The sequence below is a fragment of the Limosilactobacillus avistercoris genome, assembly GCF_014836425.1.
GTDB classification, from domain to species: domain Bacteria; phylum Bacillota; class Bacilli; order Lactobacillales; family Lactobacillaceae; genus Limosilactobacillus; species Limosilactobacillus agrestimuris.
In genome coordinates, this window is sequence record NZ_JACSQW010000006.1 from 41,268 (window position 1) to 62,196 (window position 20,929).

Consider the following 20,929-nt stretch of genomic DNA (forward strand, 5'->3'; position numbering starts at 1 on the left):
GACAATTTAGATATATAATGAAAGTATGTGTACTTGACTGGGCACTGGCGAGACAGGCTACATTGTCAAAATACGCTCGCCAGGGACTTGCTAGAGCTAGTGGTTCTAGGCTACATTGTCAAAATGTGTTCGCCCTAACTTTCCTCAAGCTAACGACCTCCCCCTTCGACGACAAACTCGTCGTTCGGTGGAGAAATCGTTAGAAATTCTACTGCAGCACAGTCAAAACGTGTTCGCCGTGACCGCAATCTCCGCCTAAATATCCCGTCCTTGATTGTAAAACAATCATCGTCCGGGATTCCTTAGTGCTCGATTGCTAGTCCGTCACGGCTCACACTCTCTTTTAAAAAGGTGATCATCATGCGAATTAATCAATATAGTATTGCTAAAACAAGTTTGGAACAAAAATTACGTGAACTGAAAAAGTTACATTTACTAAGGGGAAACGAAGCAACGGAACTGGAGCCAACACAGATGTGGTTAACTCTTCTTGCCCGTACCCATATGGCTAGTGAACAACCGATTGCGGTCCGCCAATGGCTTCATGATTTTCTGGCTACTCCAGACCTTGCAATTGACGAATGGCTTGAACACGACCAACCACTAACCACAGAAGTTTTCTACCTCGTTGCTCTCCAGCTCCTTCATTTCGAACCAGGAGTTGACTTTGACCTTGAGCATCCTCTCGAAAGTTGGGCTCATATTGGATTACCGTTTAGTCAACATACTAGCTGGTCAACCACTGATGTTTTGGAAGCCTTCTACCTCCTCCTTAACACTCGCAATAAGGATGGTCAGTCGTTTATCGATCAACTAACCAGTGAGGGCTTCATGGCATGGTCATACCGACTCCCGGCCTATAAAAAGCCTCTCTACTTTAACGGCAAACCCCTTGCTTCTTTTGATCCGGCAAAGTTTATCCGCGAAGTCGTTTACGTTGAAACTGACATGGATACTGATTACGACGGCAAGGCAGACCTGGTTAAGGTGGAAATTCTCCGACCAATTGATAGTAACAGCGGCTTAAAAGTGCCTGCTGTCTTCACTGCTAGTCCATATAACCAAGGAACGAACGATAAATGGGGAGAAAAGGTAACTCACCACGTTAATCATCCATTAACCCACAAAAATGCAGGAGAGGTTGCTCCTGCTGAGCCAAAGTTTCCACAGAAATTTACTCACCAGGAAAGCAAGGGTGAAAACAAACATGCAACGGAGAGTTTTGCAGAAACACCAGCATATACCCTTAATAACTACTTAGCCGCTCGAGGCTACGCAATTGTTTATTCAGCCGGAATTGGGACTAAGGATTCCGATGGTCTTCAAACATGTGGTTCTCCTGAACAAACTGACTCCATGAAAGCTGTTGTTGAATGGCTTCACGGTGATCGGGTAGCATTTACCGATCGTCATAGCGGGATCCAAATCAAGGCCTGGTGGTGTAACGGTAACGTTGCAATGACCGGACGTTCTTACCTTGGAACTCTCGCTACAGCCGTTGCTACAACTGCTGTTCCGGGATTAAAGGCCATCATCAGTGAAGCGGCAATTTCATCATGGTACGATTACTACCGTGAAAATGGTTTGGTTCGTGCACCAGGTGGCTTCCAAGGTGAAGATGCGGATGTCCTAGCTGATGAAACATTTAGCCGAACGAAACGTCCTGCTGACTACCACCGGATCGAGAAAACGAACAACAAGTACATTGCTGGTCTTGCCGAAGCAATGGATCGCAAGACCGGAAATTACAATGATTTCTGGGCTAGTCGAAACTACCGTCCTGCCATCAAAAACATTAAGGCTGCAGTAATGATGGTTCATGGTCTAAATGATACAAACGTTAAGCCAAGTAATGTTAAAGCACTCTACGATGGTCTTCAAGAACTTCCCGTAACCAGTAAACTAATTCTCCACCAAGGACAACATATTTACATCAATGCATTCCAGTCACTCGACTTTTCAGAAATGGTGAACCTCTGGCTAGCAAATAAGCTCTGGGATCAAGATAACCACGCTGATGAAACATTGCCAAAGGTCCTCGTTCAAGATAACACACAACCAGAAACGTGGTGGACATACGATACTTGGACCGCCGGAAGTAAAAAGACCCTCTACTTTAATAAGACGGAATTAACTGAAAATGATCCGCAACTTTCTACAGAATATAGTTTTAACGACCAGCAAACTCCAGAAATATTTGAAAAATGGTGCAAAAATATTAATGATTGGCAGAACGCCCTAGTTAGAGACAATGGTCAGTTCTCTTACCAATTAAAGACTGAGCCAGTTGATCAAGATCTTTTACTGCGCGGAACACCAGAAGTTAACGTTACGGTTGCTGCTTCTGCAGATCACGGAATGATCAGTGCCCAATTAGTTGATTTGGGAAATGCAAAACGGTTGACGACCTCACCAGTCTTGATGAACCGCAACGGTCTCCAACTTGGTTTCCACTGGGCAAGCGATGATCTCCGTGAATTCAAGTTGCAAGCAAATGCAAGCGACTTTAAAGTAATTGCAGACGGCCACATTAACCTACAAAACCGCCACAGTGCTGCCCAAGTTGATGATTTATCAGCAAACCAATTTGTGAAATTGCACTTTGAACTTCAACCAATTTTCCACCACCTGCTCAAAGGACACCAACTTGGTCTGATCATCTATAGCACTGATTTTGGTGCTACTCTCCGTGGTAATGAAGAAATTACTTATACCATTAAAACTAAGGATAGTTCACTTATGATTCCAGGAGTAAAGCCACTCTAATCTCCATTCCCTAACCCGTTATTTTTCACAAGCCACTTGGTCCTGTGCTAAAATGGTTTGTATATCGTATAAATATACAAACAAAGGAGAGATGGAGAAATGAAAACTGGAACAAAGATCATTACCCTAGATAATGGCTACCATCTTTGGACAAATACTCAGGGTGAAGGTGATATTCACCTATTAGCCCTTCATGGTGGTCCCGGTGGTAACCACGAATACTGGGAAGATACTGCCGAGCAGTTAAAGAAGCAAGGGTTGAACGTTCAAGTTACAATGTACGACCAACTTGGTTCCCTTTATTCTGACCAACCAGACTATTCGGATCCTGAAATTGCTAAGAAGTACTTAACTTATGAATACTTCTTGGATGAAGTTGACGAAGTCCGGGAAAAACTTGGACTCGATAACTTCTACCTCATTGGTCAAAGCTGGGGTGGTTTGCTTGTCCAAGAATACGCTGTTAAGTATGGTCAACACTTAAAGGGTGCCATTATCTCATCAATGGTTGATGAAATTGATGATTACGTTAAGAACGTTAATGCTCTCCGGGAAAAGACTCTTCCTAAAGAAGCAGTTGACTTTATGAAGGAATGCGAAGCCAAGAACGACTACAGCAATCCAAAGTATCAAGAATACGTTCAAGTAATGAATGAAAATTACATTGACCGGAAACAACCTTCGAAGCTCTACCACCTTAAAGATATTGGTGGGGATGCTGTTTACAATGCTTTCCAAGGAGATAACGAATTTGTCATCACCGGGAAGCTAAAGGATTGGCATTTCCGTGATCAACTAAAGAACATCAAGGTTCCTACTCTTGTTACCTTTGGTGAACATGAATCAATGCCACTTGCAACTGGTAAGAAGATGGCAGAATTAATTCCAAACGCTAAGTTCGTTACCACGCCAAATGGTGGTCACCACCACATGGTTGATAATCCAGATGTTTACTACAAGCACCTGGCCGACTTTATTCGTGAATGCGAACAAGCATAACAATGAAAGACTAGCTCATCCCTTTTTAGGTGATTAACTAGTCTTTTTATTTATCCATATTCAATTGGTTAATCCGTGATCACATTTGTTATACAATGGGATTGGAAAACTTAAGATTGCGAGGTTTACTTTATGGCACACCAAATTACTAATTTCATTTTTGATATTGATGGGACCCTCATCAACACTTACGAAAAATACATGCCACCAATGATCGATGTAATGGAAAAGCATGGCTACCATGTTCCCAAAGACCAAGTTGATTCATTAAAGCGGAAACTCTTCGGGATTACCGGTGCCGACTCTTTGCGTCAAGCTGGGGTTAAGGAAGAGGATATTCCAGAAATGGTTGATGAATGGCGGAAACTATCATTTCAACGTGAAGACTTGGTAACAGTTTTCCCTGGAATCAAGGAAATGATTACGGACCTTGCCGCTCGGCCAGACGCCAAATTAGCAATTGCAACGTCCAAAGTTCGGGAAGACTACCAGGATCACTTTGTAAAAGACTATGATTGGACGAAATACTTTGATGTTGCTGTAACTGAAGAATTAACTAGTAAGCATAAGCCCGATCCTGACCCAATCCTGTTGGCGATGGAAAAGATGGGTGCCCATCCCGAAAATTCAGTCTATGTTGGTGATACCATTAATGATCTGAAAGCTGCCCATAATGCTGGAATCAAATTTGCTGGTGCTTTATATGGTTCATCACAACCCCAAAGTATTCAGGATGCTGACTATCCACTTCACGAACCACAAGATTTACTGAAAATTGATTAAGAAAAAATATAAGAAGCTGGGAATTAACTTTCTCGGAAGGACGGTTGACTAACCTAGAACGATGAATGATGATGAAATCATCAAAGTCGTTCGTAGCCGAATAGGCTTGCTCCGCTGCGTTAGGCTCGAGTCCCTCAGTTAATTCCCGCGATTAGACTCTATAAGTTCGGAGACTATTAGTGACAAAAAGAGGGTGAGAAAAACAAAAAATTTTTTCTCACCCTCTTGTCTAGTTATTTTTTAAACAACTGTGCCATTTTAGCCGCAACCTCAGGGTCAAGGTTATCCGCAAGGGTTCCGGTATTATTCTCTGCTTTTGATTGTTGGCTATTCTTAATTACCTCAGCTAGGTTATCGGCAACGGCCTGTTCACCAATCTCAATTGGGTTAATGGTAAGACGGCCACCAGCTGCATCTGCGTGACCACCACCATTAAAGTATTTTTCAGCAAACTCTGCCACATCCAACTTTCCGTTACTTCTTAACGAAACACTCACTGGACTAATCACCAAAGCAGCATCGACATCAGGATGCTGAATTAATAACTCGTGGGCAATTTCGGACTTATAGTCATCAGCATAAACTAACCCTAATTGGTGACCATCAATTTTAGTAATCAAGGTATCTTTTAAGTGGCTCTTCAAATACTTTGCCCGTCGTTCATTAAGGGTCTTAATTAAAAGCTGGTTCTGCTTTGCGTAATCTTCCCAACCAACATTAAATACATTTGCAACAAATGATGCTGAATCTTGGAGTGGGTAGAACCAAAATAGTTGGTCAAAGTTATCCGCGGCAACTCGTTCTTCTTCACTGATATCAGGATCGTTTTGCCAGTCCCACGTATCATATGCCCGAATAAGTTCAACCAGGTAATCAAGTTGTTGACGCCGTTCCTCACTTAGGTCCGTAAAGTGAGGCTGTTCTTTTAGCCAATCCCAAACAAGACTCGTTGCACTTGGATTAATTTTCGGGTTAGCAGGACTAATACTATTGGCAGAATACTGTTCCCGTAACTCTGCTTCCGTCTCGTGGTGATCAAATACTAACCAGTGATTGGCAAAGTTAGTATTTAACTGTTTAAAGGTGTAATCACTGTCCGGTGTCATGTCCATAATATAAACATCCGTAGCGCGACTTGCTTCTGCGGTTTGCAACCACTTAGCGAACTCTTCATCGATTCGCCCAGCCCCACAATTTGTAAGATCAAACTCACAATTAGGAAACATCGTCTCTTTGACGGTTTCTAATAAGAGGGGTGCACCGAACCCATCCAAATCGTTATGTGAGAAAATTTTAATTACCTGATTTGCCATGATTAATACCATTCCCTTTGCTTTATCCTAATCAATTATACAAGATACCTGTACTTATGTCCTGACACTTCACAAACTTCTTGGTATGATTATTATTAGTAAGCATTTAGAAAGGATAAAGTACTATGCAATTATATGATTATCGTCATGAGCTAATTGATCTATTGGAAAATACCAGTAACGATCAAGAAAGTCTCAAACAAACGTTACAAAGTTTAACCACTGTTATTAATATTTTAAACCACTATGAAGATGAAACGCCAAGTCCAGTGACAAAACAGCCAAAACGCATCCCCCATTCTGAAAGTAAGGCCAAGCGACCAACTCCACGAATCCGTCAAGCAAGTCACTCTTCACTCCTTACGGGACCAGCACATGAAGTTACAACTAGTTCATTAAGCCACCCAGTTACTCCTGAACCTGTTACTGTTGAAACAGTTTCACAAGAAGAACGCCTTGCCGCTGACGATCTCTACTTGGTCCACCGGAAATTAAGTGGTGCTGAGATTAACCACCGTTACTACAACGAAGCATTAATCCACTCCCTTCACTTTCCCCTGGAAGACGGTGATATTGTCCAACTCGACCCACAACAAACAGTCCGCGGCCTCCCATCAATCCGTCGGGTAACTGCTGATCACCTTGACGACTATGAACCAGAGAAAATTAAGGTAATCGAATATGCTGAATTAACCAGTGTTCCTGGATCCGACGTTCTTCAGATTAATTCGACACTAAAAGGAAACTCCATCCTCGATGAAGCCTCCGCAAACACCATTGTCGTTGATCCGTTCAAATTCCCTGGTCGAAACCTTAAAGCTGGCATGGTGATTGACTACGCCTACTTCGATCACGGTAACGGTCTTGAAGATGCTAAGAATGGTTCAATTCGTTGGATCCACGAAAAACAAGACTTTGATACGACTAAGCAACCTGCAAAGCCAAAGCAAGTTAAAAAGGTTGCCCACCCTCGCCATGATTATGAGAAAAAATTAGATTACGATTTGAAGCAACGAATTGTTCTCGTAATTACTGGTGATCGGGAACGTTCACAAGAATTAAAGGCGGTTGTCGACAAGCACCACGGTCTTTACCACGCTCTCGATGCCTCCATGGAAGATAAGGTTTCTAGTAGTAAAATGAAACGGGAAATTCGTGACGCCGACTTTGTTGTGGTCTGCATTGATAAGATTCATCACCGGATCAGTCAACTCGCTAACCACCATGCAAAACGTTATGAAAAGCCATTGGCAATCGCTAATACAACAACAAATACCGCTGTTGAGCGAGCAATTGCGCGTGCTTTGAATGGCGACCCTGCCTATGCACAAACAAGCGAAGATATGGCTAATTACCAGGAAAAATAAAAAAATTCTAAAAAGTTGTTGACTTTTATTAAAAACTATTTAGAATAATAAACAACAATTTAATTATTCGATCGCAATGAGAAAGAAGAGTAAATTAGCGATAGCCATTAGCGAGTCTCGTTAGGTGGAAGGAGACAGGTTCAACGTTAATCGAAAATCACTTTCGAGCTTAAGTCTTAATTCATAGTAAGACTTAATGGTAGCACCCATTAACGTGCCAGCGTATCGCCCAGTCCCGGGCCGTACGTGTAAGGTATTATCAGTAATGATGATACGAAGATAGGGTGGTACCACGCTCGAGCGTCCCTTAACCAAAGTAATTTTGGTTAAGGGACTTTTTTGTTGGGATCAAAGCAATTATTTAATGCTTTTTATATCCTAGGAGGGAATTTAACTATGCAGGATTTAACAACAAAAAAGTTAACATTTAAGCAATACTTAGTTGTTGCTTCGTTACTGTTTGGGCTATTCTTTGGTGCCGGGAACTTGATTTTCCCGCTTCACCTTGGCCAGTTAGCTGGTGCGAATTGGGGCCCAGCTGCTCTTGGTTTCTTAGTTACCGGGGTCTTACTCCCGTTACTTTCCGTTCTTGCCATCGCTGTTACTCGTGCTGAAGGAGTTTACGATGTTGGTCGGCCACTTGGTGCAGCATTTGCCCTAGTCTTCATGGTTTTGATTCACGCTACCATCGGTCCTTTATTCGGGACTCCCCGGACAGCAACCGTTTCGTTTACTGTTGGGGTTGCGCCATTCGTTCCAAAAGCTGCTCAAGGCTGGTCACTATTGCTTTTCTCAGCAGTATTCTTTGTCTTAGCATTTGCCTTTTCTTACAAGGAAAACAGCATTCTTTCAAACGTTGGTAAGGTTTTGAATCCTGTCTTCCTGGCACTTTTATTCTTAGTCTTCGTTGTTGCATTTGCTAATCCGTTGGGTAGCCCAGCTAGTGCACCAGTAACCAGTGCCTACGTTCACAGTGCTGTTACTAATGGTTTCCTTGAAGGGTACAACACAATGGATGCTCTAGCAGGTCTTGCCTTTGGGGTTACTGTTGTTACCGCAATTAAGGGGATGGGCGTTCGTCGTCCAGGTGCCGTTTCAAAGGTTGTTACAAAGTCTGGTGTTCTCGCAGTTAGTGCCATCGGTTTCATCTACCTTCTCCTAATCGTCCTTGGTGCAATGTCACTTGGTCGCTTTAAGGTTTCACCTGATGGCGGTGTGGCTTTCAACCAATTAGTTAACGCTTATGCAGGTGCATTTGGTCAAGTTGTTTTAGCATTCCTATTAACTGTTACTTGTTTAACTACTGCTGTTGGTTTAGTTGCTGCTTTTGCTCAAGACTTCCACAAGCACTTCCCAAAGGTTAGCTACCATACCTGGTTAGCACTTAGCTGTCTCGCTTCATTCTTAACTGCTAACTTCGGTTTGGACCAAATCATCGCTTGGTCAACACCAATGTTAATGTTCCTTTACCCATTAGCAATGGTCCTAATCGTCCTTTCTGTTGCTTCACCACTTTTCCATCGTGATGGTGTTGTCTACTTCTTCGTTGTCCTCTTAACTGTGGTTCCAGCACTTGGTGATATGGTCGTTGCTTTCCCAGCTGTTGTAAGTCAAAGCTCATTTGGCCTCTGGGTAGCTGGTGTGCGGAAGATGTTGCCACTCGCTTCCATGGGACTCTCGTGGGTAGTTCCAGCCCTTGTTGGTTTAGTTGTTGGTCTCGCATTCCACTTCTTCCGGCACAACCAAGTTAACGTTAAGCAGACTGAGGTTGATTAATCTAGTAATCGTCATTAATTAAAAACTCCAAATCTAAAAAGCTCAGTTCAGGATGTTATCATTCTGGACTGAGTTTTTTACATGATGAATGTGTTTGTTCTAGGCTACATAGCTAAGAGCTGCCCGCCGCGACCGCAACTTCCGCCTAGCTATCCCGTCCTTGATTGTAACCAATCATCGTCCGGGATTTTCTAGTGCTCAGTTGCTAGTTCGTCACGGCTCACACTCTATTTGTCATACCTCTCCAGTCCAAACTTTTGGATGGCGTAGATGAGTTTGTTGGCATAGTTAGGATCGGTGGCGTAACCGTTCTTTTGGAGTTCTTGAGCGGCTTTTCGGTAATTGGTATTGGTGCGGACGCCATCGAAGCGGTGGTGATTATCCTTAGTTCCATTAACAATAATATTAGTGTGAGCCTTAATTGAATCATCCCAGGTTTGGTAAACGGCAAAATACTGAGGAATGTACCGTTGCTTACCATTAATGTTTTCAATCGTGTACATTCTAACCTTATCTTCGCCCTTGCTTGCCTTCATCCCAAACAAGTTGTTGTACTTATTGCCGAGCCGACTATTCCCCCACTGGGACTCTAATCCGGCTTGAGCAATCGTGATGCTTGCTGGAATTCCATACTTCTTTTGTTCACGCTGGGCTGCGGGTGCAACCTGGGAAACAAATTGCTTGACGGTCATGTTTTGGTCATGAATTTGTCGTGGGTAACCTGATAACGGACTATTTTTAATTGTTAACCCACAAATCGTAAAGACGACAACAAGAAAAACGATTGTAATTGCAGAAATAATTTTGGTTTCTTTTTTCATATATATTCCTCTTTAACTAAAGTATTCGCGCTTATTATAAACAATCATTTATTATAAAGCGAGAGGTCTTAAGACTTCTTTAATAAGTCCTTCTTGACATCATTAAAGTGCTTTGTATCGGTAACCTTCATCTTTGGGAAGCTCTTAATCAGCCGCCGTTGGTTCCAAGAAAGGTGCTGGTTAAACCGTCGTGCATCTTCACTATCAATAATCTCTGCTCGCCAATTAGCCAGCCGCTGCTTTAAGCGATGTTCTTCAGCAGGTTTGGCTTCTTGAATCAGTTGATGCAAATGTTCAAGCCGTTGATTAATCCGGTTATCCCATTGCTTAGTAGATGTATGAAGCTGGTGGACACTGAACATTGTTAAAACCGTATCAGTGCCCATTACAAGAACGATTATGACAGCCAGCCAACCGTGTGTCCGTGCTTCTTCCCAATTAATTATTCGCTGGATAAACGGTTGGATGAACTTAACTAAGAAAACAACACCGATTCCCCAAAACAGTGATATTTCTGGAGCAACTCGTCCTTGGATGTTTCCTTTCAGTTTAGAATAATCCCAAAGTTTCATATGAAAAGCTTTCTCCAAAAAGAGACTCGTAAAATATTCAAAGATACTAGCAACGATAAAGCCAACAATAAATAAGAGAATCAAATTATTTTTAACGGGTTCCGCTGTAATTAAAATCGTGGTAACAGCAAACCCATAGACTGGACAATATGAGCCGAAAAGGAAGCCACGGTAGGCGTAGTGATGATCCTTAATCGAACAATAGAAGGTTTCCCATAACCAGCCAATTACTGAATAGGTAAAAAATAAGACAATAATTTCTGAAATTGAGTAATGCATAGTCCGGCATCCTCCCTTCATCAATTATTGTCTCATATTTTCTACTTTAAGCTAAGCTTTTCAACATTCAGGATCTTATCAAGCCAGCCTTCATAGAAACTTTGCTCGTGACTAACTAAAATTAAATTTCCCGGGAAATTTTGCAATGCCGTTTTCAACCCTTCCTTGGTTTCATCATCAAGGTGGTTTGTCGGTTCGTCCATTATCAAAAAGTTGGACGGGGTTAACTCTAAAATAGCCAGCTTAACCTTCGTTTGTTCCCCACCGGAAAGTAAGTGTAACGGCTTCATTGTATTTGCCGCATTAATTCCTGCCCGAGCTAGCTTTTGCCGAATTGTTTTCGGTTGCATCGTTGGGAACATATTTTGAATCATCTGTAATGGGGTCAGTGATGGATCGTCCCATTCAAGATCCTGATCAAAGTAGTTAACCTTGGCAGATGGTGAAAAAGTTGCTGTTCCACCAAGTGCAGGTATCTTCTTTAGGATTGACTTAATCAACGTTGATTTCCCAACACCATTAAATCCCGTGAACAGAAGCTTTTCTCCCATCGTCATTGAAAATGTTACGGGCGCTAACAATGGATGACCATACCCAACGGAAAGTTTTTCGACCCGAAGTGCATTGGCGGATCCGGTATTTTCGTACGGAAACTTAAAAGTTGCCTTTAAGTTATCTGCCGGTGGATCAATCCGCTTCATCCGGGCTAACATCTTTTCCCGTGACTTAGCCATTGTTGACTTTGATCCCGCCTTATTTTTTCGAATAAACCGTTCAGCCTTTTCAATAACAACCTGCTGCTTTTCGTATTCCCGTTCCTGGGTTTCTTTCCGCTCTTCCTTTTGGCGCATTGCCTGTTCAAAGCTCCCCCGGTATTTAGTAATTTTCCCGAAAGCAACATCACAGATCGTATTCGTTACCTGTTCCAAAAAGTCGTAATCGTGAGAGATGATCATTGCTGCCCCATCGAAGTCGTTCAAGTAGTCAATCAACCACTCAATGTGGGCCGTATCAAGGTAGTTAGTCGGTTCATCAAGCAGGATTACATCCGGCTTTTCGAGTAACATCTTTGCCAGGATAATTTTGGAACGCTGACCACCACTCATCTCAGAGACAACGTGATCTTTCCCGATTTCGGTTAATCCTAACCCATTCATCACTCGCTCAACTTCGGTCTCAATATCATAGAAATTATGAGCATCCAATTGTTCTTGGAGTCGGCCAGCCTTAGTTAGCAACTCGTCATCCATCTTTTGAGCATATTCTTCGTACAGCTTATTCATCCGGTCATTAATTTCATAAAGATCGGCAAAAGCGGTATGGAGGAACTTAATTAAAGTCATCCCCTTAGGAATATCAACGTACTGGTCCAGGTAACCAATTTTAACGTTCTTAGCCCAAGTTACCGTTCCCGATACCGGGAGAACTTTCCCAATCAAGATCTTAATTAAGGTACTTTTACCAGCACCGTTTTGACCGACAATTCCCATATGCTCATGCTTTTCAAGCTGAAAGCTAGCGTCATTGTAGAGCTGCTTATCCGCATAACTCATTGTCAATCCCTTGACATCTAATACTGCCATGTCTTCTCTCCTCATTTTTCCGTTTAAACTGCTTAATATGGTAACACAAATCAAATTTCTCTCCAAACCGATTATTAAAGGAATCTCATTTTTGCCTTGACATCCAGATCATCCTTCGCTAAACTATAACCAATCTTAAATGAACGGAGAATGTTAAATGATTATGTCTCGCACCAACAAGTTAAATACTTGGCAAAGCCGGTAATTCGGGTTGAGTTCGTCATGGATGCAACCTGAGATGACAGATTGCATCTGTGCCGGCTGAGAAGTGATCATTTATTCAGTCTGCATGGATCCTACATGCAGGCTTTTCTTTTTTCAAAAGCGGAGAGCCCCTTGCATGTGGTTCCCCGTTTTTTCTTTAGGGAAGGAGTTTTATCTTTATGAAAAGAATGTCCGCAGTCATTATCCTGCTGCTTGGCTTTCTCGGTATTGCATTTTTCACCGAAAACGGCGGTGTTGTTAAGCAACGGGTACCAAAAGTCGGGGTATTAACCTTAATGCACCACCCTGCCTTAGATCAAATCTACAAGGGGTACGTCGATGAGCTGGCTAAGGAAGGCTACCACAACGGGAAAAACATTAAAATTGAATATGAGAACGCCAATGGTGACCAGAGTAATCTTAAAACAATGGCCAATACATTGACGAATAACAATCCAACGGTTCTCTTTGGGATTACTACACCCGCTGCTCAAGCGCTCGCTAATTCTACTACTAAAACACCAATCATCCTCGGTGGTGTTTCTAATCCTCAGGGAGCTGGCTTAGTGAAAAACAACCAGCATCCTGGTGGCAACATTAGCGGTGTCTCTGATTTAGCACCAATTCACCAACAACTAACCTTAATTAAGCAATTTGTTCCTAACCTCAAAACTCTCGGGGTAATTTATACTTCTAACGATAGTTCTGGTGTTACTGGTTACCACCAAATTGCCCGTGAATGTAAGAAGATGAATATCAAGCTTAAGGCTTACTCGATTTCAAACAGTAATGACTTGAACCAGGTTTCTCAACAAATGGTAAGCCAAGTAGATGCAGTAATTGTCCCAACTGATAATACGGTTGCTGGTGCAATGCAGACATTGGTAAAGAATGCGGATGCTGCTAATAAACCCGTCTTCCCTGCTACTGACACCATGGTTAAGCAGGGTGGCGTTGCAACATACAGTGTTAACCAATACAAGCTTGGTGTAATGGGCGCCAAAATGACCGTAAAAGTCCTTAAGGGAGAGAAAGTTGGTAACTTGCCAATTGAATACGTTCGTCGCGGTGAACCAGTCCTTAACCTTAAGCAGGCTCAAAAACTCCACTTACAAATTCCTGCCCAGTTCGAACACGAAGCACAAACAAAGGGGGAAGTATACAAATGAATCTAATCGTCTCATCTATCGGTCAAGGATTATTGTGGGCATTACTCGGTCTTGGTCTTTACCTTACATTCCGGATCCTTGATTTTTGTGATATGACAGTTGAAGGAACTTTCCCTCTTGGTGCCGCCACCGCAGTTACCGCCATTGCAAACGGAATTAACCCGTTTTTAGCAACGTTATTGGCGATCGGTGCTGGAATGATTGCTGGCCTAATTACCGGTCTTCTTTATACTAAGGGAAAGATCCCAAGCCTCCTAGCTGGAATCCTGACCATGACCGCAATTTACTCCGTGGATTTACGGATCATGGGGAAATCTAACATCTCATTATTGGGAAAGCCAACACTTTTTAATGGTAATTTTCTTCGTCAACTTCCCCAATTCTTTGATAGTGTAACTGTCGGCTTAATTGTAATTATCATCGTAACGATCCTAATGATGATCTTTCTCGCCACCGATTATGGGCAAGCATTCATTGCAACCGGGGATAACCCCACAATGGCAAAGTCATTAGGAATTCACACTGACAAAATGATTAATGTTGGCTTAATGGTTTCTAACGGGATGGTTGCTCTCTGTGGTGCCCTCGTTGCCCAAAGCAATGGCTATGCTGACGTTAATATGGGGATTGGGACCATCGTTATTGCCTTAGCTTCAATTATTATTGGTGAAGTGGCCTTTGGTGACCTCACTCTTAACCAGCGGCTCGTTGCAGTGACCCTTGGTTCAATCATCTATCGCCTAATTTTATTGGCAGTATTACAACTCGGCTTCTCCGCTAACGACCTCAACTTAATTTCTTCAATTGTCCTTGCAATCTGCATGATGCTACCACAATTGGAAAAGGTTGTTAATTTAAAAAAGCCAATCCTGAAAGGAGTGCAACCACATGAGTAAGCCCATTTTAGAATTAAAAAATGTCAAGACAGTTGTTAATAAGGGAACTGCAAACGAAACCACGATTCTCAAAGGAATTAATTTAAAAATTAACGAAGGTGACTTTATTACCATTGTCGGCACTAACGGGGCCGGTAAGTCAACCCTCTTCAATGTTATTGGCGGGAACCTCCATGCTGACAGCGGACAGATTCTTCATAATGGTAAGGACATCACCCGTTCAACTGAAGAACAACGAACGTCCTTTCTTGCCCGCGTCTTTCAGGATCCAAAGCTTGGAACAGCTCCCCGGATGACCGTTGCTGAAAATATGCTGCTCGCAACAAAGCGTGGTGAAAAACGTCACCTGATTTTGCGAAAACTAAAGCAAAATATGGAACGGTTCACCAAATTAGCTGCCACGATGAATAACGGGTTAGAAAACCGAATGACCACCGCAACCGGAGCCCTTTCTGGCGGTCAACGGCAGGCGCTTAGCTTTTTAATGGCTACTCTCAAGCGCCCTGATATTCTACTATTGGATGAACATACTGCCGCCCTTGATCCGCACACGAGTCTGAACCTTCTTCATGCCACTGATGAGCGGATCAATCAGGATCACCTGACAGCTCTGATGATTACTCATCACCTAGAAGATGCCTTAACATACGGTAATCGGTTAATTGTCCTAAAAAATGGCCAAATTAAAGCCGACTTTAAGGGCGAAGCAAAACAACAGCTCACCACTGACAAACTCTACACCTATTTTGAAGATTAACCTTGTAAATATTCCAAAAATGATATATATTAAAAAATGAAATATATCGTTTTTGGAATATTGGAGGTTTAAATCATGAATTATTGGCTTCTTTTTGTTACCTTTATTGCCGTTAATCTAGACTTCTTCTTTATCTTGCTTTGTCTGGTCAATAAATATCCATTGCGAGACGTTATCATCGGTTACATGATTGGGGTCGCTCTCCTAGTTACTTCTAGTTTTGCTGCTGGAAAGGTGCTTGCACTCTTCTTTCCTGAATGGCTCCTTGGCTTCCTTGGGATTTTGCCAATTTACATGGCACTCCACGATAACGATGAAGATCCCAACCAACAATCAGCCACTCGATCACCAATTCTGATCGTTCTCATAACATACCTTGCAGTTTGCTCTGGTTGTAATCTCTCGATCTTCTTACCAATCCTCACGGGAATTTCACTCAATCATTTTGGCTTGGCCTTAAGTTTCATTCTTACCCTCACCATTCTCGTTGTAATTTTGATTAAGGAAATTGGTAAACTATCACCAGTCGCCCGGTTCATGGATAAATATAGCGAACTGCTAATGAAAATTATCTACATTGGAGTCGGAATATATGTTTTCTTCGATAGCGGACTGATCCGTCACTTGGCACAGTGGGGCGGTCTGGTATAATATTCACCAAAAAGCGATGGAGGCCTTCACCTGTGGAACAACCAGATGTTTTAATTAACGAAGCGGCAAAGATTTACAAAGTATTAAGCAATAGCACAAGAATCAAAATTCTCTACTATCTCCGTCATCAAACTGATGAGGTTGATGTAAAAACAATTGTTAATGATCTTGGTCTTGCCCAACCAGTGGTTTCCAAACAACTCGGAATCCTCCGGCGTTACCAACTGGTCTGTTCTCGTCGCTCTGGCACCCGGGTTTTCTACATCCTTGACGATCCCCACATTATGGAATTAACGGATGACATGATTGCTCACGTTAAACACGAAATCAAAGGCGAACCCCACCCGAAGAATTTGTATTAGAGAGAGTGCGAACCGCGACGGACTAGCTTCCTTGCATTACAATATCAATATCCTTTAAGATAATAAGAGGCTAAGAGTATTCTTGGTCTCTTTAATAATTTAAACAATTTTTAACGGGAGGATTATTTGTGAATAACCTATTTGAGCGTACTTCGATCAAAAAGGCCTATTTTACTCTTGCACTACCGGTAGTGTTAAGTATGGCTGTAACGCTTATTTATAATCTGGTTGATACTTTCTTTGTTTCTAAGACTGGTAACCCTGACCTAGTTGCTGGAGTATCTCAGGGAGCGCCAATTTTTACCTTGATGATTGCGATTGGTGATATTTTCGGTCTTGGTGGCAGTTCATTAATTTCACGGCTTTTCGGTGAGCGTAAGGATCAACTTGCAAGAAACGTTTCCGGCTACGCTTTCTATTACTCAATAGCCTGTGGAATTGTTGTTACAATCATTCTATTAGTCTTTCAAAATCCAATCCTTCACCTACTCGGGGCCTCACCTAGTACCTGGAAGTACGCCCGTGAATATTACCTGGTAATTGCTTGGGGAGCGGCATTTATCATCTTTGGTTTATCGCCAACCAATATTCTTCGAACGGAAGGCCTAGCGATTCAGTCAATGATTGCCTCAATGGCTGGAACAATCATTAACATCTTCTTAAACCCGATCTTTATTTTCACCTGTGGATTAGGAGCTGCCGGCTCTGCCCTGGCAACGGTCACTTCAAGCGTAATTGCAGATATTATCATGATCTATTACCTCAGAACGAAGAGCAAGAAACTGACGACCTCAATTCATGAAACGAAAATTAGCCGGCATTACCAACTTCAGATCTACGCCATCGGGATTCCCGCATCAATTACCAACATCATGGTCTCCTTTGCCACTGCAATGACTAACCGCTACTTAATTTCATATGGAGCCAATAGTGTTGCTGCAATGGGGATTGCGATGAAAGCTAATTCAATCATTATTATGATCATGGTCGGTTTTGCCTTTGGTGCCCAACCATTAATTGGTTATGCCTACGGTGCCCGAAACGAAAAACGCTTTTACGAAATTATCCATTTTGATTTATTTGTTATTTCTTCAATTAACATTGTCTTAACAATCCTTCTTCTTATTTTTGCTCCTGAAGTAATTCGTATCTTTATGAACGATCCGGTAATCGTTAAAGAAGGAGCCTTGATGCTTCGCTGGTTATCTATAACAACTACTTTAGCTGGGATAATCCTGGTATTTACCACCGCTTTCCAGTCAATGGGAAAGGCTGTCCCGGCTTTTTGGTTATCATTCAGTCGTCAAGGGTTAATCTTTGGCCTAGCTATCGTTATTTTGGCTCATTTCTTTGGTTATACGGGAATCTTAGCTGCTCAAGCATGTTCAGACGTGCTAACTTTGATTTTGGGACTAATCTTCTACAAAGTCTATGAACCACACTTTGATAGAAAGGAAAGCTGAATAATAAAGCTTTTTAAGTTTCCGATTGGTTCTCCATAAAAAGAAGACTAAAAAACTTGGGGACGGAAAAAATTTTCCGTTCCCAAGTTTTTTAGATTTTTCTTGAAAAGTAATGATCCAACTTTGCTTCAGGGTAGAAGCCCGTTACCTTTTCTTTAGCAACGCCATCGCGAAAAAGGATCAGGGTTGGGATGCTCATTACTTTGTATTTAGCAGCCATTTCTTTATTATCATCAACATTCAACTTCAAAAACTTAATTTTACCGGCATACTTTTTTTCGAGGTTTTCCAATGCCGGAGCCATCATCTTGCAGGGGCCACACCAGGGAGCCCAGAAGTCAACCACCACCACTGGAGCAGAGCTAGTCAACTCAGCAAAAGTCTGGTCAGTCACAACTGTTGCCATTGCTATTCTTCCTTTCGTTTTGGTTGACGAAGATAGTGAATGATCATCGTAACGACAAAGACAATGAGGACAAATGCCCCAAAGTAACCGGATGGTATTTCAATGTCAATTGCCGGAATAGTTAAGAAGAGCTTAATTGCAATAATGAAAATTAAGACATACGCCATTGGTTCCAGTTCTGGAATCTTCCGCATTAACTTCATAATAATTTCAGCGACACCACGCATACATGCAATCCCAATAATCCCCCCGATTAAGACGATTACTGGATTATTTGAAATTGCCAAAGATGCCAATACGGAGTCAATTGAGAAGATAATGTCCATCATTTCAATCTGGGCAACTACCGACCAAAATAGCTTTCTTCCCGTTAAGTTTCCGCCTAAACGATGAATTAACGGTTTTTTCTCTTTCTTTTGCTTATGAGAAAACTTGGCACTGAAGAATCGGTACACTAAGTACATCAGGTAAACAGAACCAAGAACCTTAATTTCCCAAAAGTGGATCAAGTAGGTTCCTAACCCAATAACCAGGAACCGGAAAATATACGAACCCCAAATCCCGTAGAAAAGTGATTCTTCCTGTTCCTTTAGCGTTGGCAAGACTCGTGTTTGGGCAGCCAACACAATCGCATTATCGACCGAAAGCAAACACTCAATTAATACTAAGGAAAGGATAATCAACCAATCCTGTCCTGAAGTAATTACCATTGCCCAATTATGACCATCAAAGAATGGACCATAAAGCTTTTCTAAAAGTGACAATCAATGTCCTCCTTTAATTTCTCTATTCTAAATGGTATTTTACCAGATCTTGACTAAAATAGTCAGGAAGCGGCGCGGTAATTGTAATTTTCTGATTACTAAACGGCACCACTAACCGTTGCTTGTACCCGTGTAAGTACATTTTAGCTGACGAAGAAGGATTATAAATCGGATCTCCCACAATCGGATGACCGCTATATTCAAGATGAACTCTTAATTGGTGAGTTCTTCCCGTTCCTAACTTCAAATCAACCAGCGAATACTCCGAATTACTCTTAACCGTTTGATAAAAGGTTTGTGCCCGTTGTGAATGCTCACCATTAACCTTCCTTTTTCGAATATCACTTGGATCATTTCCAATTGGCCAGTCCCACTCACCGCTACCTTTGATTTGACCTTCAACTAGTGCTAGGTACTCCCGATGAATTTTTCCCAGACTAATTAGTCGGTCTAAGATTGGCACAACAACCGGATTCTTCGCCACAATTACCGCCCCGCTAGTTTGCAGATCGATTCGGTGAACCATATATGCTTGATGGTGTAAATAGCCGGCAACATCGTTCATTAGCGTTCCGGTTTCTCCCGTCTCATTAGGGTGACTCTTTTGGCCTCGTGGTTTGTTAACAACCAGTAAATCACGATTTTCATACAGCACATCCAGCTTAGGATTGTTTGTTGGGATGTACTGATTATTACCTGGGTGGCGGAATTCATCCCCTCTAAATTGCAGCACCACCTGATCCCCAGGGTGAATTGCCGTGTTCATTGAATGGTACTTGCCATTTACCAACACTTGACGACGACTACGGAGATAGTGAACAAACCGTTTTGGAAGAAGCCATTGTTGCTGTAATAGCTCACGAATGGAGAGCACTGGCTGATTAGCGGCTAACTGTTCCTGAATCTGCCATTGATAGTTAACCATTACTTAACCTCCCGAACAGTTAATTGGTCAGGGACATGATAAACTTTTGGCTTGTCCCAGCTAAGCATTTCCGGTGTTAATTGCAATTTTGTAATATCACCGCGGTGGTACGGTTGAAAGTAATAACTGCGACTCTCAGCCACCGTCACTGCGCGGTATACGGAATAGGTGCTCTGGTGACGAGTATTTTGCGGAACCGTGACGCTATCTAAGAGGTGCCACTCACTGATCACCCCATGCTTTTCATCCTGTGGGACATCTGATCGTTCCTTTAAATAAGCAGCCCGAACAAATCTGGCACTTGGCGAATAATAACCTGGCGGATTGGTTTTCCCTGAAAGACGGCCAGTCGTTACCCGCGGTGTGTTGAGTGGGACACGATGTTTGTTAAAAGCTGGTGTAAATTCAACGTATTTTTCCATTTGCTGAAGCTGCTTTTCAAAATTAGGACTGTTAGTCACTACGCCTAAGGGATTCTCAATTACTCGTAACGGGTTTTGGGTTGGTTCAATCACAACAATTCTTCCCGTCCGGTCAGCAACCGCAAAGTGAAGTTCAGGATTACCATACTTGGTATCGCTATTCTTTTCACTCATTAATTCAACTTCACCGAGGTGCTCTTCAATTTCAGCGACAGTTCGAAAGTTACCGAGAAGCCAAAAGATAAATTCATACGCTGCAAGCTGAACTTTTCCCTGATTACGCTCATCTACATAGTGTGCTCCGTTAGCAAATGTCAGTTTCTGCGCCATTAGACCATGCTCATTAACCCCATCTGATACATCAATCCGAGTTGCAGAAAGGCTTCCCCCGCCAACCATTGCATATTTATTTGTATAAATTCGGTGATCAAATGCAGTGGCCCACTTGAATTGTCGAGGAACAAATAACGGTGAGACTGCCAAGGCCGGCCAATCCATTGTTCGCGCCAATAAGTGAGTATGATCAAATGTTACCTGATAAATACTGGTACACATGATGGTTTACCTCCCCTTTTTTTATCTTAAGTTTATCTGATTTCCCGGGAAATAGTTATCATTTTGTCTTCAGACTGCTTTACTTTTCTCTGCTAA

At 42.2% G+C, this 20,929-nt stretch carries 19 protein-coding genes and 1 other annotated feature; of the genes, 11 read left to right on the top strand and 8 right to left on the bottom strand.

Features of this window, described 5'->3' with window-relative positions; translation table 11 throughout:
- Window positions 1–360: 360 nt before the first annotated feature.
- From H9564_RS03410 to H9564_RS03420, 3 genes are all read left to right on the top strand, one after another.
- Window positions 361–2,766, top strand: coding sequence for a Xaa-Pro dipeptidyl-peptidase (locus H9564_RS03410; protein ID WP_191684138.1), 2,406 nt, complete (start codon window positions 361–363; stop codon window positions 2,764–2,766).
- 99 nt (window positions 2,767–2,865) lie between these two features.
- Window positions 2,866–3,765, top strand: coding sequence for a proline-specific peptidase family protein (locus tag H9564_RS03415; protein WP_191684139.1), 900 nt, complete (start codon window positions 2,866–2,868; stop codon window positions 3,763–3,765).
- Between the two features lie 132 nt (window positions 3,766–3,897).
- Complete coding sequence (locus tag H9564_RS03420; RefSeq protein ID WP_191684140.1) at window positions 3,898–4,548, top strand: HAD family hydrolase; 651 nt, start codon at window positions 3,898–3,900, stop codon at window positions 4,546–4,548.
- A gap of 233 nt (window positions 4,549–4,781) precedes the next feature.
- Here H9564_RS03420 and H9564_RS03425 read toward each other — a convergent pair whose 3' ends face one another.
- Window positions 4,782–5,861, bottom strand: a complete 1,080-nt coding sequence (locus tag H9564_RS03425; protein ID WP_191684141.1) for a DHHA1 domain-containing protein — start codon at window positions 5,859–5,861, stop codon at window positions 4,782–4,784.
- 125 nt (window positions 5,862–5,986) lie between these two features.
- Here H9564_RS03425 and H9564_RS03430 point away from each other — a divergent pair, with 125 nt between their 5' ends.
- Both H9564_RS03430 and brnQ read left to right on the top strand, forming a co-directional pair.
- Window positions 5,987–7,228: a DUF2325 domain-containing protein gene (locus tag H9564_RS03430; RefSeq protein ID WP_191684142.1), complete on the top strand. Its 1,242-nt coding sequence runs from the start codon at window positions 5,987–5,989 to the stop codon at window positions 7,226–7,228.
- A gap of 67 nt (window positions 7,229–7,295) precedes the next feature.
- Window positions 7,296–7,539, top strand: a binding site (T-box leader).
- An 85-nt stretch (window positions 7,540–7,624) separates the two neighbouring features.
- Window positions 7,625–9,004 carry a branched-chain amino acid transport system II carrier protein gene (brnQ, locus tag H9564_RS03435; RefSeq protein WP_191684143.1) on the top strand — a complete coding sequence of 460 codons (1,380 nt, stop codon included), beginning with the start codon at window positions 7,625–7,627 and terminating at the stop codon, window positions 9,002–9,004.
- A 227-nt stretch (window positions 9,005–9,231) separates the two neighbouring features.
- Here brnQ and H9564_RS03440 read toward each other — a convergent pair whose 3' ends face one another.
- The 3 genes from H9564_RS03440 to H9564_RS03450 form a co-directional block, all read right to left on the bottom strand.
- Entirely contained in the window at window positions 9,232–9,825 is a 594-nt protein-coding gene (locus H9564_RS03440) for a glycoside hydrolase family 73 protein (RefSeq protein ID WP_003716521.1), read from the bottom strand.
- A gap of 68 nt (window positions 9,826–9,893) precedes the next feature.
- The gene (locus H9564_RS03445; protein ID WP_040530705.1) at window positions 9,894–10,676 is read right to left on the bottom strand and encodes a putative ABC transporter permease; all 783 of its coding nucleotides are present in this window, start codon (window positions 10,674–10,676) and stop codon (window positions 9,894–9,896) included.
- Between the two features lie 41 nt (window positions 10,677–10,717).
- A complete protein-coding gene (locus H9564_RS03450) occupies window positions 10,718–12,259 on the bottom strand; it encodes an ABC-F family ATP-binding cassette domain-containing protein (RefSeq protein ID WP_040530702.1) in 1,542 nt (513 codons plus the stop codon).
- Window positions 12,260–12,642: 383 nt separating this feature from the next.
- Here H9564_RS03450 and trpX point away from each other — a divergent pair, with 383 nt between their 5' ends.
- The 6 genes from trpX (at window position 12,643) to H9564_RS03480 (ending at window position 17,761) form a co-directional block, all read left to right on the top strand.
- Entirely contained in the window at window positions 12,643–13,632 is a 990-nt protein-coding gene (gene trpX / locus H9564_RS03455; protein WP_191336861.1) for a tryptophan ABC transporter substrate-binding protein, read from the top strand.
- Complete coding sequence (locus H9564_RS03460; protein WP_003716517.1) at window positions 13,629–14,528, top strand: ABC transporter permease; 900 nt, start codon at window positions 13,629–13,631, stop codon at window positions 14,526–14,528. Before trpX ends, H9564_RS03460 begins: the two co-directional genes overlap by 4 nt.
- The gene (locus H9564_RS03465) at window positions 14,521–15,285 is read left to right on the top strand and encodes an ABC transporter ATP-binding protein (protein WP_003716516.1); all 765 of its coding nucleotides are present in this window, start codon (window positions 14,521–14,523) and stop codon (window positions 15,283–15,285) included. The genes H9564_RS03460 and H9564_RS03465 overlap by 8 nt, the downstream gene beginning before the upstream one ends.
- Before the next feature lie 75 nt (window positions 15,286–15,360).
- On the top strand, window positions 15,361–15,936 hold the full coding sequence (locus H9564_RS03470; protein ID WP_003716515.1) for a cadmium resistance transporter: 576 nt from the start codon (window positions 15,361–15,363) through the stop codon (window positions 15,934–15,936).
- 32 nt (window positions 15,937–15,968) lie between these two features.
- Window positions 15,969–16,298 (top strand): ArsR/SmtB family transcription factor, encoded by a 330-nt coding sequence (locus H9564_RS03475; RefSeq protein WP_003716514.1) that lies wholly within the window; start codon window positions 15,969–15,971, stop codon window positions 16,296–16,298.
- Window positions 16,299–16,426: 128 nt separating this feature from the next.
- Window positions 16,427–17,761: an MATE family efflux transporter gene (locus H9564_RS03480; protein WP_098044524.1), complete on the top strand. Its 1,335-nt coding sequence runs from the start codon at window positions 16,427–16,429 to the stop codon at window positions 17,759–17,761.
- A gap of 91 nt (window positions 17,762–17,852) precedes the next feature.
- Here H9564_RS03480 and trxA read toward each other — a convergent pair whose 3' ends face one another.
- The 4 genes from trxA to H9564_RS03500 are packed head-to-tail and all read right to left on the bottom strand — an operon-like array spanning window position 17,853 to window position 20,833.
- The gene (gene trxA / locus H9564_RS03485; RefSeq protein WP_098044523.1) at window positions 17,853–18,167 is read right to left on the bottom strand and encodes a thioredoxin; all 315 of its coding nucleotides are present in this window, start codon (window positions 18,165–18,167) and stop codon (window positions 17,853–17,855) included.
- A gap of 2 nt (window positions 18,168–18,169) precedes the next feature.
- Window positions 18,170–18,931 (bottom strand): DUF475 domain-containing protein, encoded by a 762-nt coding sequence (locus tag H9564_RS03490; RefSeq protein WP_098044522.1) that lies wholly within the window; start codon window positions 18,929–18,931, stop codon window positions 18,170–18,172.
- Window positions 18,932–18,953: 22 nt separating this feature from the next.
- The gene (locus H9564_RS03495) at window positions 18,954–19,856 is read right to left on the bottom strand and encodes an RluA family pseudouridine synthase (RefSeq protein ID WP_098044521.1); all 903 of its coding nucleotides are present in this window, start codon (window positions 19,854–19,856) and stop codon (window positions 18,954–18,956) included.
- Window positions 19,856–20,833: a choloylglycine hydrolase family protein gene (locus H9564_RS03500; protein WP_040530699.1), complete on the bottom strand. Its 978-nt coding sequence runs from the start codon at window positions 20,831–20,833 to the stop codon at window positions 19,856–19,858. The genes H9564_RS03495 and H9564_RS03500 overlap by 1 nt, the downstream gene beginning before the upstream one ends.
- Window positions 20,834–20,929: the final 96 nt, after the last annotated feature.

What these genes read in the sequence shown, in the direction of transcription:
- H9564_RS03415 (WP_191684139.1), top strand. Translation starts at nt 2,866, where the DNA reads ATGAAAACTGGAACAAAGATCATTACCCTAGATAATGGCTACCATCTT.
- H9564_RS03410 (WP_191684138.1), top strand. Translation starts at nt 361, where the DNA reads ATGCGAATTAATCAATATAGTATTGCTAAAACAAGTTTGGAACAAAAA.
- brnQ (WP_191684143.1), top strand. Translation starts at nt 7,625, where the DNA reads ATGCAGGATTTAACAACAAAAAAGTTAACATTTAAGCAATACTTAGTT.
- trxA (WP_098044523.1), bottom strand. Translation starts at nt 18,167, where the DNA reads ATGGCAACAGTTGTGACTGACCAGACTTTTGCTGAGTTGACTAGCTCT.
- H9564_RS03450 (WP_040530702.1), bottom strand. Translation starts at nt 12,259, where the DNA reads ATGGCAGTATTAGATGTCAAGGGATTGACAATGAGTTATGCGGATAAG.
- trpX (WP_191336861.1), top strand. Translation starts at nt 12,643, where the DNA reads ATGAAAAGAATGTCCGCAGTCATTATCCTGCTGCTTGGCTTTCTCGGT.
- H9564_RS03470 (WP_003716515.1), top strand. Translation starts at nt 15,361, where the DNA reads ATGAATTATTGGCTTCTTTTTGTTACCTTTATTGCCGTTAATCTAGAC.
- H9564_RS03495 (WP_098044521.1), bottom strand. Translation starts at nt 19,856, where the DNA reads ATGGTTAACTATCAATGGCAGATTCAGGAACAGTTAGCCGCTAATCAG.
- H9564_RS03420 (WP_191684140.1), top strand. Translation starts at nt 3,898, where the DNA reads ATGGCACACCAAATTACTAATTTCATTTTTGATATTGATGGGACCCTC.
- H9564_RS03465 (WP_003716516.1), top strand. Translation starts at nt 14,521, where the DNA reads ATGAGTAAGCCCATTTTAGAATTAAAAAATGTCAAGACAGTTGTTAAT.
- H9564_RS03445 (WP_040530705.1), bottom strand. Translation starts at nt 10,676, where the DNA reads ATGCATTACTCAATTTCAGAAATTATTGTCTTATTTTTTACCTATTCA.
- H9564_RS03500 (WP_040530699.1), bottom strand. Translation starts at nt 20,833, where the DNA reads ATGTGTACCAGTATTTATCAGGTAACATTTGATCATACTCACTTATTG.
- H9564_RS03425 (WP_191684141.1), bottom strand. Translation starts at nt 5,861, where the DNA reads ATGGCAAATCAGGTAATTAAAATTTTCTCACATAACGATTTGGATGGG.
- H9564_RS03460 (WP_003716517.1), top strand. Translation starts at nt 13,629, where the DNA reads ATGAATCTAATCGTCTCATCTATCGGTCAAGGATTATTGTGGGCATTA.
- H9564_RS03430 (WP_191684142.1), top strand. Translation starts at nt 5,987, where the DNA reads ATGCAATTATATGATTATCGTCATGAGCTAATTGATCTATTGGAAAAT.
- H9564_RS03440 (WP_003716521.1), bottom strand. Translation starts at nt 9,825, where the DNA reads ATGAAAAAAGAAACCAAAATTATTTCTGCAATTACAATCGTTTTTCTT.